At 72.0% G+C, this 13,814-nt stretch carries 12 protein-coding genes and 1 pseudogene; 10 read left to right on the top strand and 3 right to left on the bottom strand.

The features are described from left to right. Positions 1-65: 65 nt before the first annotated feature. Positions 66-905, bottom strand: a complete 840-nt coding sequence (locus ABD211_RS24175; RefSeq protein ID WP_344136272.1) for a class I SAM-dependent methyltransferase — start codon at positions 903-905, stop codon at positions 66-68. A gap of 505 nt (positions 906-1,410) precedes the next feature. On the opposite strand from ABD211_RS24175, the gene ABD211_RS24170 reads away from it, so the two are divergent. From ABD211_RS24170 to ABD211_RS24125, 10 genes are all read left to right on the top strand, one after another. Continuing rightward, positions 1,411-1,647, top strand: coding sequence for an SCO4848 family membrane protein (locus tag ABD211_RS24170; RefSeq protein ID WP_425560517.1), 237 nt, complete (start codon positions 1,411-1,413; stop codon positions 1,645-1,647). A 13-nt stretch (positions 1,648-1,660) separates the two neighbouring features. Next, entirely contained in the window at positions 1,661-2,008 is a 348-nt protein-coding gene (locus tag ABD211_RS24165; RefSeq protein ID WP_344136266.1) for a hypothetical protein, read from the top strand. 240 nt (positions 2,009-2,248) lie between these two features. Continuing rightward, positions 2,249-3,313, top strand: coding sequence for a BMP family lipoprotein (locus tag ABD211_RS24160; protein ID WP_344136329.1), 1,065 nt, complete (start codon positions 2,249-2,251; stop codon positions 3,311-3,313). Between the two features lie 123 nt (positions 3,314-3,436). Continuing rightward, positions 3,437-4,930: an ABC transporter ATP-binding protein gene (locus ABD211_RS24155; protein ID WP_344136263.1), complete on the top strand. Its 1,494-nt coding sequence runs from the start codon at positions 3,437-3,439 to the stop codon at positions 4,928-4,930. Next, on the top strand, positions 4,930-6,270 hold the full coding sequence (locus ABD211_RS24150; protein WP_425560516.1) for an ABC transporter permease: 1,341 nt from the start codon (positions 4,930-4,932) through the stop codon (positions 6,268-6,270). The genes ABD211_RS24155 and ABD211_RS24150 overlap by 1 nt, the downstream gene beginning before the upstream one ends. Before the next feature lies 1 nt (position 6,271). After that, positions 6,272-7,561, top strand: a complete 1,290-nt coding sequence (locus ABD211_RS24145) for an ABC transporter permease (protein WP_344136260.1) — start codon at positions 6,272-6,274, stop codon at positions 7,559-7,561. Positions 7,562-7,590: 29 nt separating this feature from the next. Next, entirely contained in the window at positions 7,591-8,328 is a 738-nt protein-coding gene (locus tag ABD211_RS24140) for a cytidine deaminase (protein ID WP_344136257.1), read from the top strand. Between the two features lie 22 nt (positions 8,329-8,350). Continuing rightward, entirely contained in the window at positions 8,351-9,646 is a 1,296-nt protein-coding gene (locus ABD211_RS24135) for a thymidine phosphorylase (RefSeq protein ID WP_344136254.1), read from the top strand. Continuing rightward, positions 9,646-10,005 (top strand): cupin domain-containing protein, encoded by a 360-nt coding sequence (locus ABD211_RS24130; RefSeq protein ID WP_344136251.1) that lies wholly within the window; start codon positions 9,646-9,648, stop codon positions 10,003-10,005. The genes ABD211_RS24135 and ABD211_RS24130 overlap by 1 nt, the downstream gene beginning before the upstream one ends. Positions 10,006-10,085: 80 nt before the next feature. Continuing rightward, on the top strand, positions 10,086-10,766 hold the full coding sequence (locus ABD211_RS24125; protein WP_344136248.1) for a DUF4272 domain-containing protein: 681 nt from the start codon (positions 10,086-10,088) through the stop codon (positions 10,764-10,766). 322 nt (positions 10,767-11,088) lie between these two features. Here the strand turns inward: ABD211_RS24125 and ABD211_RS24120 are convergent, their stop codons facing one another. Both ABD211_RS24120 and ABD211_RS24115 read right to left on the bottom strand, forming a co-directional pair. Next, positions 11,089-13,320 carry an MMPL family transporter gene (locus tag ABD211_RS24120; protein ID WP_344136323.1) on the bottom strand — a complete coding sequence of 744 codons (2,232 nt, stop codon included), beginning with the start codon at positions 13,318-13,320 and terminating at the stop codon, positions 11,089-11,091. A gap of 19 nt (positions 13,321-13,339) precedes the next feature. Beyond that, positions 13,340-13,814, bottom strand: a pseudogene (locus ABD211_RS24115) (putative RNA methyltransferase); the annotation flags it as partial.

The following is a 13,814-nucleotide window of genomic DNA, read 5'->3' as shown; positions in this document are numbered from 1 at the left end:
ATCGCTGCCTCATGTCGTCCTCCCGCCGGCCCGGGTTCGGTGCGGGTCGACGGCGACTACACGCGTCAGGCGGGCAGGAGGTTGCGGACGTCCCACCACAACGTCACCAGTTCCATCGGTCCGTCGGCCGTGGAGTTGAGGTCACGCGGGTCCGTCGGGTCCACGCCCAGGTCGAGCAGGCCCTGCGCCAGCTCCCCGAACCGCTCGGCCGGCACGCACAGCCGCCGGGCGGTGCCGGCCACGAGCGCCCCGAAGTCCGGGTGGGCGGGCCCGACGGGCCGGGGCCGGCGCTCCTCGTGCACGTCCAGCCCCGCCTCGGCCAGCACGGCCGCGGCGTCCGCGGCGGTCGGCCCGGTGGGGCGCTCCAGGCCGTGCAACCGCTCCCACAACGGATTGAGTACGGCCATGGGATGCGTGTTCGTCAACTCCATCACCACACGACGGCGCGCATGGGCGGTCAGCTGGCGGGCGAGCTCGGCGAGGTCCGGCACGTTGTAGGCGATGTGGTGGCAGACAACGACGTCCGCGGCCGGGGTGTCGTCGGCGATGTCCGGCCAGCGGCCGACGATCGCGGTGGTCGGCACGCTGGTGCGCGCGCGCAGGGCGGCGAGCATGGCCTCGTTGGTGTCGACCGCGATCAGCTCGGTCATCTGGGGCGCGAGCGGCAGACTCGACGCCCCCGCGCCGGCCCCGATGTCGAGCACGGTCCCGGTCGGGGCGAGGGCCTCGCGCGCCCGGGCCATCGACGGCCCGTCCTCGGCGCCGAGGGCGAGCGCCTGGTCGGCCCGCCGCGCGAACGTGCCGACCTGGTGCTCCCAGGGCGAATCCGCCACGCCCTCGGTGATGTGCGCTGGCACGCCCCATCCGCCGAGTTGCTCCCGCCACCGCCCCGCAGCGTCCGTCATGCCCGCCATCTTCCCGCACGCCTGGGTTCCGGGCCGTCCGGCCGCTGTGCCGTGCGACCGTCCCGTCCCCTGCGAAGATCGCTGTCTCCGGTGCGGACGTGGAGTCCGATCGCCGTTCGTTGACGCGCGTCGTTCCATGATCGCCGGATGCGGTGCGAACGCGTGGTTTCGGCGCTCCGATAAGCGACAAACCGCCCATGGCTAGCCGCGAAGATCGCGGTTTCGTGTGCAGGAGTGCAGCCCAGCCGCACTCCTGCACAGAAGACGGCGATCTCGGTGTCAACGGTCGCCAGGCGTTCACATCTGGCGAGGCCACCGGCGAGCAGCCCGCCAAGAGTGAGCATCTGGCGGGGTTGGGGCCGCGCGGGGCCGTTAAACGTGTACATATGTCGAGGCCTGGTGCTGCCGACTCCGCCAACTGTGCGCATGTGGGCGGTGGCGGGGTGATCGGGGCGTACCGACGCTCAGGGTGTTGTCAGGAGGGCGGTGGCATACTCCCGGCGTGATGTTGACGCGGCGGTGGGCGGGGTTCCTTGTGCTCGTCGGGGTGTGGACGTGGGTGATCTGGCCCCGTTTCGGCAAGGCGATCTGGGACGACCCGCGGTCGTGGGCCGGGAACGGCGGCGCGCCTACGGGTTTCCTGTGGATCCATGCGCTGCTCATCGGCGCGTCACTGGCGATCGGCACCGCCGTCGGCGTGCTGGGCGTGCGCGGTTGGCGCGCCGTATCCAAGAAGGACTGAGGAGGAGTCGGGCATGGAGGCCTTGCGGCTGATTCTGCGGTACGCGCACCTGATCGGGTTCGCCCTGCTGCTGGGCGGCGCGGTGGTGCAGTACCTCACCGGCAAGCTGCGGATCAACGCGGCGATGCTGTGGGGCGTCGGGCTCCAGTTGGTTACCGGGATCGCGCTCGCCGCACCGCTGCGGGGCGGCGGGGACAAAGAGCCCGAGCCGGTCAAGCTGGCCGTGAAGCTGATCATCACCGTGGCGCTCGCGGCCATGGTCTTCTTCTCCCGCAAGCGGGAAGAAGTGAATAAGGGTCACTTTTTGGCGATCATTGGTCTGACCTTGGTAAACGCGGCGGTTGCCGTGTTCTGGCGCTGACCGGTCGCCACACCGAGGAGCTTCACGAACCGCCCTAAAGTGGGCGTAACATGCGTGTTGTTAGGTGGCTTCCGTCACATGGGACACGGAACCATCACGAGCGGGTCACCGTGTGGCACAGGCTGCTCCGATGTCCACCATTTGGGCACCGCCTTAGTTACGCTCCCGCTTATGGAGCCGGCGCGCAGGAACGCGCCTGGCCTGTGGGGAAGGAGATGCGTCTTGCGCCCAGCGCGTGGGATGAGGTTCATCGCTCTCGTCGCTGCCGGGGGTCTGACCCTGGCGGCGTCGGCGTGTGGCGAGAAGCCCAGTGAGAACGGCGGCACCGCCGCGAGCCCGACCGGCAAGGCGTACACGGCCTGCATGGTGACCGACCAGGGTGGTCTGGACGACAAGTCCTTCAACGCCGCGGCGTGGAAGGGCATGGAGAACGCCAAGGCCAAGAACCCGAACATCACCATCAAGAACGTCCAGTCCAAGACCGAGGCCGACTACGAGCCGAACCTCAACGGGTTCGTCCAGCAGAAGTGCGACTTCATCCTCGCGGTCGGCGGCCTGATGTCCACCGCGCTGGAGAAGGTCGCCAAGGCCAACCCCAACCAGCAGTTCGGCATCGTCGACGCCGGCTCGGCCCTGCCGAACGTGCACACGATGCAGTTCCACACCGAGCAGGCCTCGTTCCTCGCCGGCTACCTCGCGGGCGGCATGTCGAAGTCGGGCAAGGTGGGCACCTACGGCGGTCTGAAGATCCCGCCGGTGACCATCTTCATGGACGGCTTCGCCGACGGCGTCGCGGAGTACAACAAGGCGAAGAGCAAGAGCGTCCAGGTGCTCGGCTGGGACAAGGCCAAGCAGGAGGGCACGTTCACCGAGGACTTCGTGTCCCCGGACAAGGGCAAGGCCAAGAGCGACGCGTTCGTCGCCCAGGGCGCCGACATCGTCTTCCCGGTCGCCGGCAAGACCGGCACGGGCAGCGCCTCGGCGGCCAAGGCCTCCGGCAAGTTCTCCGTCATCTGGGTCGACCAGGACGGCTGCGTCAGCAACGCCGAGAACTGCGCGGCCTTCCTCACCACGGTCGTCAAGAACATCACGGACTCCGTGACCGACGCCATCACCAAGGGCGCCGCGGGCGAGGACCTCAAGGCCCCGTACCTGGGCACCCTGGCGAACAACGGCGTCTCGCTGGCGCCGTTCCACGAGTGGGAGAGCAAGGTCCCGGCCGAGCTCAAGGCCGAGGTCGACAAGCTCAAGGCCGACATCATCGCCGGCACGGTGAAGGTCGAGTCCCCGGCAGCGCCGAAGTAGTTCCGAACCCGGCCCCCATGGTGAGATCATGCGCACCATGGGGGCCGGATCTCGTTCCGGTCCGTGCGGTAGGAGGCCCCGCTGAAACTCGAACTGCGCGGCATCACGAAGAGGTTCGGTGACGTGGTCGCCAACGACCACATCGACCTCACCGTCGAGCCGGGCGAGATCCACGCCCTGCTCGGCGAGAACGGCGCCGGCAAGTCGACCCTGATGAACGTCCTCTACGGGCTGCTCCAGCCCGACGAGGGCGAGATCCTCATCAACGACGAGCCGCACCACATCAAGGGCCCCCGCGACGCGATCAGCGCCGGCATCGGCATGGTGCACCAGCACTTCATGCTCGTGCCGGTCTTCACCGTCGCGGAGAACGTCATGCTGGGCGCCGAGCGCGCCCGCGGCGGCCCGCTGGGCATGCTGGACCGGGCCCGCGCGCGCCGCGACGTGCGCGAGGTCGCCGAGCGGTACGGCCTGCAGGTCAACCCGGCGGCGATCGTCGAGGACCTCCCCGTCGGCGTGCAGCAGCGGGTCGAGATCATCAAGGCGCTCACCCGCGAGGTCGAGCTGCTCATCCTCGACGAGCCGACCGCCGTGCTCACCCCGAATGAGACGGCCGACCTGCTCGAGGTGATGCGCTCCCTCAAGGCGGCCGGCAAGTCCATCGTCTTCATCACCCACAAGCTCAAAGAGGTCAAGGCGATCGCCGACCGGATCACCGTGGTGCGCCGCGGGCGTACGGTCGGCACCGCGACCCCCGACGCGAGCGAGGCGGAGCTGGCGTCGCTCATGGTCGGCCGGCAGGTCATGCTGCGCGTCGAGAAGGCCCCGGCGCAGCCCGGTGACGTGGTGCTCGCCGTCGACGGCCTGGCCGTCGCGGACGAGCGCGGCCACCGCGCGGTCGACGGCGTCGACCTGGAGGTCCGCGCCGGCGAGGTGCTGGGCCTGGCCGGCGTGCAGGGCAACGGGCAGACCGAGCTGATCGAGGCGCTGATGGGCCTGCGGCCCGCGCTGGCCGGCTCGGCGACGCTGAAGGGCGAGCCGCTGCTCGGCCGGCGCACCAAGGACGTGCTCGGCGCCGGCGTCGGCTACATCCCCGAGGATCGCAGCGTGGACGGCCTGATCAAGGAGTTCACGATCGCGGAGAACCTGGTCCTGGACACGTACGACCGGGAGCCCTTCGGCTCGAAGCTCGCGCTGCGCCTGGACCGTATCGAGGCCGCGGCGAAGGAGCGGGTCGAGGAGTTCGACGTGCGGACCCCCTCGCACGAGGCGAACGTCGGCACCCTGTCGGGCGGCAACCAGCAGAAGGTCATCGTGGCCCGCGAGATGTCGCGGCCGCTGAACCTGCTCGTGGCGGCCCAGCCGACCCGCGGCGTGGACGTGGGCTCGATCGAGTTCATCCACAAGCGGGTCATCGCGGCCCGGGACGCCGGCGCAGGCGTACTCGTCATCTCCAGCGAGCTGGACGAGGTGATCTCCCTGGCCGACCGGATCGCGGTCATGTACCGGGGCCGGATCATCGCGACCGTCCCCGCGACCGAGTCGCGCGAGCGCATCGGCCTGCTGATGGCCGGCATCACCGAGACCCCGACCGAGACCGAAGGGAGTGGCCAGTGATCCTCGGTCAGGAACCCGAGGGCAGCGCCAGTTCCCCCGACAAGGCGCCGGTCAGCACGGGCCAGGTCGCGTCGGAGACCGCCGCCACCGCGCTGCGCACACCCGACCCGGACGAGGTCGGCGGGCCACCGGCGGGCAACAGGTTCATCGCCGCGCTGTGGAGCGCGAACACGGTCACCGTCACGGTGCTCTCGCTGTTCCTCGCGATGGTCATCGGCGGGGTGCTGATCTGCCTGTCCGACCCGACCGTCACCGCGGCGTACGGGTACTTCTTCGCCGCGCCCGGCGACGCCATCGCGGCGAGCTGGACGGCCGTCTCGGAGGCGTACGCGAACCTGTTCAAGGGCGCGATCGTCGACCCGGCGGCGGTCACCGGCTGGCTCGACGGCGAGAACACCATCTGGCTCGCGCTGTACCCCCTGTCGGAGACGCTGACCTACACCGCCCCGCTGGTGTTCACCGGCCTCGCCGTGGCGCTGGCCTTCCGGGGCGGCCTGTTCAACATCGGCGCGCAGGGCCAGGCCATCATCGGCGCGGCCGTCGCCGGCCTGGTCGGCTTCGGGCTGCACCTGCCGCCCGTGGTGCACCTGGTCTTCACCCTCGTGGCGGGCGCCATCGGCGGCGCCGCCTACGGCTTCGTGCCGGGCTTCCTCAAGGCCCGCACCGGGGCCCACGAGGTGATCACCACGATCATGCTCAACTACATCGCGTTGTACTTCCTGTCCTGGCTGATCGTGCAGGACGGCGTGCAGGACCCCAACCGCACCGACGCGATCAGCAAGCCCGTGGACGAGAACGCGCTCCTGCCCAAGTTGGCCGGCGGCGATCTGCGCGTGCACCTGGGCATCCTGCTCGGCGTCGCGGCCGTTGTCGGGGTCGGCTGGCTGCTCAACCGCTCCACGTTCGGCTTCGAGCTGCGCGCCGTCGGCCTCAACCCCGACGCCGCCCGCACGGCCGGCATGAGCGTCGCCGCCACGTACACCGGCACGATGGTCATCGCGGGCGCGCTGGCCGGGCTCGGCGGCACGACCGTGCTGCTCGGCACGGCCGGGGCGTTGACCGGCTCGGTGGTCGGCAACATCGGCTTCGACGGCATCACCGTCGCCCTGCTCGGCCGGGGCAAACCCTGGGGAGTACTGCTGGCGGCGCTGCTGTTCGGGGCGCTGCGCGCCGGCGGCAACCGGATGCAGTCGTTCTCCGGCATCCCGGTGGACCTGGTCGACGTGCTGACCGCGCTCATCGTGCTCTTCATCGCGGCGCCGGCGCTCGTGCGCTCGGTGTTCCGCCTGCGGGCCGGCCGCACGGGCCGTCTTGAGACCACCGTCGCGAAGGGCTGGTGACATGACGACCACCGTCGTGGACGAAGCGCCACATGTCGTCGTGCGGCCCGGCTTCTGGACCCGGGAGCGGCGCACGGGCGCGGTGCTCGTCGTGCTCGGTCTCCTGGCGGCCGTCGTGTTCGGACTGCTCGCGCACGCCGACGCGAGCGCGAAGTTCGTGCTCAGCGAGAACGCCGAGGGTCCGTCGTTCTCGATCCCGGGCCGGACCGGCGCGATCGCGTTCGGCCTGATCGTGACCGTGGCCGGGGTGCTGCTGCTCGCGCTGTCCACGGCGAAGCGGTGGTTCGGCCTGCTGGTCGGCGTGGCCGTGGTCGCCCTGGTGTTCTCCCTGCTCTGCTCGCAGATCTCCGCCGCGAGCGAGGGACTGCAGTTCATGCCGGTGGTCAACGTGACCCGCCAGTCCATCGGGTACTCGGTGCCCCTGGTCTTCGGGGCGTTGGCCGGCGTGCTGTGCGAGCGCACGGGCGTGATCAACGTGGCGATCGAGGGCCAGTTGCTGCTGGGCGCGTTCTCGGCGGCCATGTTCGCGACGATCGCGGCGAGCGTGTGGGTCGGCGTGATCGCGGGCGGCGCGGCCGGCGTCGCCGTCGGCGCGCTGCTCGCCTTCTTCGCCATCCGCTACCGCGTCGACCAGGTCATCCTCGGCGTCATCCTGATCGTGCTGTGCACCGGCCTGACCGGCTTCATGTTCGAGCGGTTCATGGCCAGTGACGCCGAGACCTACAACGCCCCCGCGCAGCTGCCGGTCTGGGAGATCCCGGTGCTGGGCGGCATCCCGGTGCTGGGGCCGATCCTGTTCCGCTGGAACGCGCTGGTCTACTTCGTCTTCATCGTCGGCATCCTGATCCACTTCGGGCTGTTCGGAACGCGCTGGGGCCTGCGGACGCGGTCGGTCGGCGAGCACCCGACGGCCGCCGACACGGTCGGCATCCGGGTGCTCGGCCTGCGCTACTGGAACGTGCTGGTCGCCGGCCTGATCGCCGGCATCGGCGGGTCGTACCTGGTGCTCGACGCGGGTTTCCAGTTCAGCAAGGGGATGAGCGCCGGCAAGGGCTTCATCGCGCTCGCCGCGATGATCTTCGGACGGTGGAACCCGGTCGGCGCGATGCTGGCCGCCCTGCTGTTCGGCTTCGTGGAGGCCCTGCAGACGTTCCTGTCCGCGATCGGCAGCCCCATCCCGTCGCAGTTCCTCAGCATGGCGCCGTACCTGATCACCATCGTCGCCGTGGCGGGGCTGGTCGGGAGGGTCCGCGCGCCGGCGGCGGACGGCAAACCGTACGTCAAGGGGTGACGGCCACCTCGGCGTGATCCAATGAGGTGGTGCAGGAGCAGGTGGAGATCGACTGGCCCGCGCTGCGGGCGGCGGCCGTGGACGTGATGCGCCGGGCGTACGCGCCGTACTCGAAGTTCCCCGTCGGGGCCGCCGCGCTCGTCGACGACGGCCGGATGGTCACCGGCTGCAACGTCGAGAACGCCGCGTACGGCGTGGTGCTCTGCGCCGAGTGCGGCGTGGTCTCCGAGCTGCACTCCACGGGCGGCGGCCGGCTCGTGGCGCTCGCCTGCGTCGACGCGGCCGGCGACGCGCTCATGCCGTGCGGGCGGTGCCGCCAGCTCCTCTGGGAGCACGGCGGGCCGGCCTGCCTCATCGACGCGCCCGACCGGCCGCGCAGCATGGCCGAGCTGCTCCCGTTCGCCTTCGACGTGGCAGACCTCGCCGAGATCACCGGCGCCACCGCGCCCGCCGAGCGGCCGGAGGGCGTCGCCGCCGAGATCCCCGCCGCGCTGCGCGACCGGATCGGCCAGGGCACGGTGTTCGTGCACGCCGACTCCGACGCGGGCGAGCCCGTGTGGAGCGCGTACTGGGAGCGGTCGACCGGCGTCCCGGGCGCGGAGCCCGGGATCCTGGAGGAGGGCGCCTACTGGCCCGCCCCGGAGGGCGCGATCGCCTGGGGTCGCGCCCGCACCCCCCGCGTCGTGGTCGTCGAGTCCGACGGCTCCATGGCCTGGGCCGGCGAGGGCCCGGCCCCGTCGGAGATCGCCGAGGAGTGGCCGTCATGACCGAGCGAAGCGGGGCGGCGCCGTGACGGAGAGTTTCGCGGCTGTCGATGTCATTCGAGCCAAGCGGGACGGGGGCGTCCTCACCGACGCGCAGATCGACTGGGTCGTCGACGCGTACACCCGGGGGGTTGTCGCGGACGAGCAGATGTCGGCGTTGGCCATGGCGATCCTGCTGCGGGGCATGACCGCGCGCGAGATCGCCCGCTGGACCTCCGCGATGATCTCCTCGGGCGAGCGCCTCGACCTCAGCTCCGTGCCCCGACCCACCGTCGACAAGCACTCCACCGGCGGCGTCGGCGACAAGATCACGCTGCCACTCACGCCGCTGGTCGCCGCGTGCGGCGCGGCGGTCCCGCAGCTGTCCGGCCGCGGCCTCGGCCACACCGGCGGCACCCTGGACAAGCTGGAGGCCATCCCCGGCTTCCGGGCCACGCTGACCAACGACGAGTTCATCGCCCAGCTCGCGAGCGTCGGCGCGGCGATCTGCGCGGCCGGCGAGGGTCTCGCCCCGGCCGACCGCAAGCTCTACGCCCTGCGCGACGTGACCGGCACGGTCGAGGCGATCCCGCTCATCGCCAGCTCGATCATGAGCAAGAAGATCGCCGAGGGCACGTCCGCGCTGGTCCTCGACGTGAAGTTCGGCTCCGGCGCCTTCATGAAGCACCGCGTCGACGCCACCGAGCTCGCCCGGACGATGGTGCGACTCGGCCACGACCACGGGGTGAAGACGGTCGCGCTGCTCACCGACATGTCCACCCCGCTCGGTCTGGCCGTCGGCAACGCGGTCGAGGTCGCCGAGTCCGTCGAGGTGCTCGCCGGCGGCGGCCCCGCGGACGTCGTGGAGCTCACCCTGGCCCTGGCCCGCGAGATGCTCGCCGTCGCCGGGATCGACGGCGTGGACCCCGCCGACGCGCTGCGCGACGGCCGGGCCATGGACGCCTGGCGGGCGCTCGTCACGGCGCAGGGCGGCGACCCGGACGCCCCGCTCGCCACCGCGAACGAGGTCGAGGTCGTCCGCGCCGACCGGGACGGCTACGTGACCGCCATCGACGCCCTGGCCATCGGCGTCGCCGCCTGGCGGCTCGGCGCCGGCCGCGCCCGCAAGGAGGACCCGGTCAGCGCCGCCGCCGGGGTCCTGCTGCACCGTAGACCCGGCGACGCGGTGCGGGCCGGGGACGTGCTCTACGAGCTGCGGGCCGACGACGCGGGGCGGATCCCCGCGGCGCGCGAGGCGGCCGCGGGGGCGGTGGAGATCGCGGGCTCCGCGCCCGTACCCGGGGATCTTGTTGTTGATCGGATAACCGCAGGAGGTCCGTGATGGCCGAGCTGATCGCACAGCCCACCCGCATCCCGGTGCCGGGCGGAAAGATCATTGATGAGTACGTCGGGAGAGCCAGCACCGGCGACGACGCCGTCTCGGTCGCCCACATGACGGCGCCCGGTGGCTGGACCGAGCCGGCGCAGGCGCCCGCGTTCGACGAGGTCACGGTCGTGCTGCGGGGCCTCGTGCGGGTCGAGACGGCCCACGGGGTGCTCGACGTGCGGGCGGGGCAGGCGGTGCTCACCCGGGCCGGCGAAAAGGTCCGCTATACGACGCCGGATCCTGACGGGGCTGAGTATGTCGCGGTCTGCGTGCCGGCCTTCAGCCCTGATGGCGCCCATCGTGACCCGGAGTGATGACGTCACTTTCGTTTTTCTGTCCGGTGGGGCTAAAGTCGCGGCCTACACACGCGCGCACGACGTAAGGCAGACATGCGGTGGCCATTCCCGTTCCTGATCCACGGCGGGTCCGCGCAGCGAGCCTCGACGAGCTGCGCCGGCTGGACCTGCCGCTCCCACCGCCGAACTTCCCGCTCGTCTGGGACAACGCGGACACCGTCGAGCTGCGGTCGCTGGCGGAGCTGGAGGGGCGCACCGCCATCCTCAACGTGGTCCTCGCCCGCTGCTTCGGGATGCCCGGCACGGCCGCGATGGCCTGGCTCCTCGACGCCCGCCTGCTCGAGGACCTGACGAAGCCGGAGTGGCACTTCGTCTCCTCCGGCGAGGGCGACCACCGCTCGTTCGCCCTGCACCTGGAGGCCCTCTACGCTCTGGGCTGGCTCGTCGGGCTGGTGCCCCGGCTCGACCCGGCGCAGCCGGCCCCCGACACGCTCGTGCCGCAGCTGCCGCACCTGCCGTCCAAGGAGACCTACGCGGCCTGGCGCTCCCGGACGCTGCCGGCCGCCCGCCCGGCTGACGAGGTCGCCCGCGCGCTGGACCTCTTCTACTGCCTCGACTGGGCGTACCTGGAAGCGGAGCGGCAGCGCGTCCGCCTGCCCGGGCTGATCGACTCGAACGCCATCGGCCAGCGCCGCTGGGCCCTGGAGTGGGCGGTCATGTTCCGCGGCCCCTACCACGGCGAACCCCCCGGCTGGGAAGAAGTAGACCTCTCCACCTGACGCCGGTCGCTGGCCCGGCTCGCCCCGGTCCCGCGCGCTCGTCGAACCCGCGTCGACGCCGGCGCACATTTCCGAAATATCCGGCCTAACACCCGGGCGCGATCAATCTTGGCATGGAACACGCGGAAATCCGCGTGTTCCATGCCAAGATTAACTTTTCGGCCGGTCCGGGCGGTGGGGCGCGCGAATCTGGCGTTGGCGGGCTGCGGGTGCGGGGTTCGTCTCCGCGCCGAGGGCCTTATGGCGCCATAGCGCTGGAATGCAGGGCTGGGATTCAGGCCTATGGCGCCATAACGCGGATCTCGACTCGCGGGGCGGTGCGTCAGTGGGTGGTGGTGGGGGCTATGCGGGTGTGGAGGCGGCGGAGGGGGGCCGGGGCCCACCAGTTGTGGCGGCCCAGGAGGGTCATCGTCGCGGGGACCAGGAGGCAGCGGACGATCGTCGCGTCGATGAGGACCGCGACAGTCAGGCCCAGGCCGATCTGCTCGATGTTGCCCATCTCGGCGGCTGTGAAGCAGCCGAAGACGATCACCATGAGCAGGGCGGCGGACGTGATGACCCGGCCGGTGTGCTGCAGCCCGCGACGCACGGCGGTGTCGGTGTCGGCGCCCGCCACGGCGTACTCGCGGATGCGGCCGAGGAGGAATACCTCGTAGTCCATGCTCAGGCCGAACGCGAAGGCGATGACGATCACCACGACGAACGGGTTCAGGCCGCCGACCGTGAGGGTGTCCAGGGGGCCGCTGCCCCAGCCGTACACGAACACGGCCGTCATGACGCCGAGCGTGGCGCCCAGGGACACGAGGTTGGCCAGGATGGCCTTGATCGGGATCACCACGGAGCCGGTGAACAGGAACAACAGGACCAGCATCGCGAGCAGGGTGACGGCCACGGCCGCCGGCAGGTTGTGCCCGACCAGGTCGATGAGATCGGTGAGGACGGCCGCGTCGCCGGTGACCCACGTGTCCACGCCGCCTGTGAGGCCCGCCGGGCGGTCGGCGCGCAGCCGGTGCACCAGGGCGCGATCGGCGGGCGTCTGTCCGTCCCCGGCGACGTGGAACGCCACGGAGGACAGGCTGGCGCCGGCCGCCTTCGCGGGCAGCACGGCGACCACCGCCGGGTCGTCGGCGAAGCGGGCCGCGTAGGCGTCCAGCGTGGCCGGCGTCGTGCGCGCCACCACGGTGACCGTGGGCCCGTTGCCCTGCCCGAACCGGGTGTTCAGCGCGTTGCTGACCTGCTTGGCGACGATCGAGTCGGGCGCGGCGGCCGCGTTGGGCAGCCGGGCGGACGTGGCGAGCAGCGGCGCGCCGGCGGCGAGCAGGACCAGCCCGGTGCCGATCGCGACGAACCAGGGTCGGCGCTGCACGACCCGCGCCAGCCGCGCGAAGAACCCGCGCTCCGACCCCGGGTCGGCCGCCGCCGCCCGCTGGCGGCGGGACGGGCGGATGCGCTTGTGACCGAGCCCGATGAGCGCGCCGGTGAACGTGATCGAGGCGAGCATGGCGACGACGGCGATGGAGACGCCGGCGGCGCCGAGGGCGGCCAGGCCCGGCAGGTCGAACAGGAGCAGGCCGGAGATGGCGGCGGCCACGGTCAGGGCGCTGAACACGATGGTGCGCCCGGCGGTGGCCCAGGCCCGGGCCACGGCGTCCGGCGGCGGGTGCCCGGCGGCCAGCTCCTCCCGGTACCGCGCGACGAGCAGCAGGCCGTAGTCGACGGACAGGCCGAGGCCGAGCAGCGTCACCACGGTCACCCCGTCCTGGTCGACGGTGGTGAAGGTGGAGAAGCCCAACAGCACGGTCATGGACGCGGCGACGGACACGGCCGCGGCGAGGACGGGCAGGCCGGCCGCGACCACGCCGCCGAACACGAGCACGAGCACGACGAGGGTGAGCGGCAGGGAGATCAGCTCGGCGGTGTTGAGGTCGGCCTTCAGGGTGTCGTTCTGCTGCTTGCTCATCGCGGGCGCGCCACCGACCTGGACGCGGGCGCCGGCCGGCAGGTCGGCCGCGAGGACCCGGCCCTCGGCCTCGATCGCGGCGACCACCTGGTTGCGGGCCGGTCGGTCCAGCTTGTCGAGCGTGACGGCGATCAGCAGCCCGTGCCGGTCGGCGGCCAGCAGCCGCAGCGCGACCCCGACCGGTTGGCCGGGCGCGAACGGCTGGGCGACGGAGTCCACCCCGGGCAGCGTCGCGAGCCGGGCGGCGCTGCGCGTCACCGCGGTCGCCACGGCGAGCGTGGCGGGGGCGGTCGGCGCGACGGCACCGGTGCCGGCAGGTCGGCCGCCGGCGGTGAGGCCGGCCGGCGGGACCAGCTCGGTCGGGCCCGTGTCCACGAGAACCTGCACGATGCCGGCGGACTGGTTGCCGTCGGCCAGCACCGAGTACGCGTGCACCGACTCGACGAACTCCGGCACGTGGTTGTTGTCGAGCCGGCTGAACACCGGCCCGAGGGAGGCGACCCCGGCCGCCACGGCGGCCCCCCAGGCGGCGAGGACCCACCAGCGGCGCCGGAAGCACCACGCGCCCATCCGGCCCAGTCGACTGTCCGGCATCGTTACCACGCGGGGGACTTTACGGCGCGGCGAGCCGGCGGTAGACCCCGACACGAACGGCGGCCGTCACCGGGACGCGTTCCGGCCAGCCGGCGGCGATGGCGGCCAGGTCCGCCGGGTCGCGGTGCCGGGCGCTCGGGCCCATGGCCACGATGGTCAGCGCGTCGGCGGGCGACAACGCGAGCTCCGCCCCGTACTCCCGCTGGGTCTGCAAGCGGAACCACCGGTCAAGGGTGCGCGACAGGCGGACCTCCTTGCCGGGGTCCACGGTGAGCAGGCCGAAGGCGCGCACCAGCTCGGCGAGGTGGTCGGGCAGGGGCGTGACCACCAGGAGAACGCCGTCGGGGCGCAGTACGCGGTGGAACTCGGCGCCGTTGCGGGGGGCGAAGACGTCCAGGACGAGGGCGGCGCGCCCGTCGTCGACCGGCAGGCCGCGCCACGCGTCGCAGACCACGGACGCGGCGCGCGGGTGGGCCCGGGCGGCGCGGCGCGCG

It is taken from the genome of Luedemannella flava (assembly GCF_039528515.1).
In the GTDB taxonomy this organism is placed as follows: domain Bacteria; phylum Actinomycetota; class Actinomycetes; order Mycobacteriales; family Micromonosporaceae; genus Luedemannella; species Luedemannella flava.
Note: the sequence above shows the minus strand (reverse complement) of the source record. Positions and strands in the feature narration are given on the sequence as shown.

Excerpts from the sequence above, each read along its gene's own strand:
- ABD211_RS24175 (WP_344136272.1), bottom strand. The coding sequence starts at position 905 with ATGACGGACGCTGCGGGGCGGTGGCGGGAGCAACTCGGCGGATGGGGC.
- ABD211_RS24170 (WP_425560517.1), top strand. The coding sequence starts at position 1,411 with ATGTTGACGCGGCGGTGGGCGGGGTTCCTTGTGCTCGTCGGGGTGTGG.
- ABD211_RS24165 (WP_344136266.1), top strand. The coding sequence starts at position 1,661 with ATGGAGGCCTTGCGGCTGATTCTGCGGTACGCGCACCTGATCGGGTTC.
- ABD211_RS24160 (WP_344136329.1), top strand. The coding sequence starts at position 2,249 with ATGAGGTTCATCGCTCTCGTCGCTGCCGGGGGTCTGACCCTGGCGGCG.
- ABD211_RS24145 (WP_344136260.1), top strand. The coding sequence starts at position 6,272 with ATGACGACCACCGTCGTGGACGAAGCGCCACATGTCGTCGTGCGGCCC.
- ABD211_RS24130 (WP_344136251.1), top strand. The coding sequence starts at position 9,646 with ATGGCCGAGCTGATCGCACAGCCCACCCGCATCCCGGTGCCGGGCGGA.
- ABD211_RS24120 (WP_344136323.1), bottom strand. The coding sequence starts at position 13,320 with ATGCCGGACAGTCGACTGGGCCGGATGGGCGCGTGGTGCTTCCGGCGC.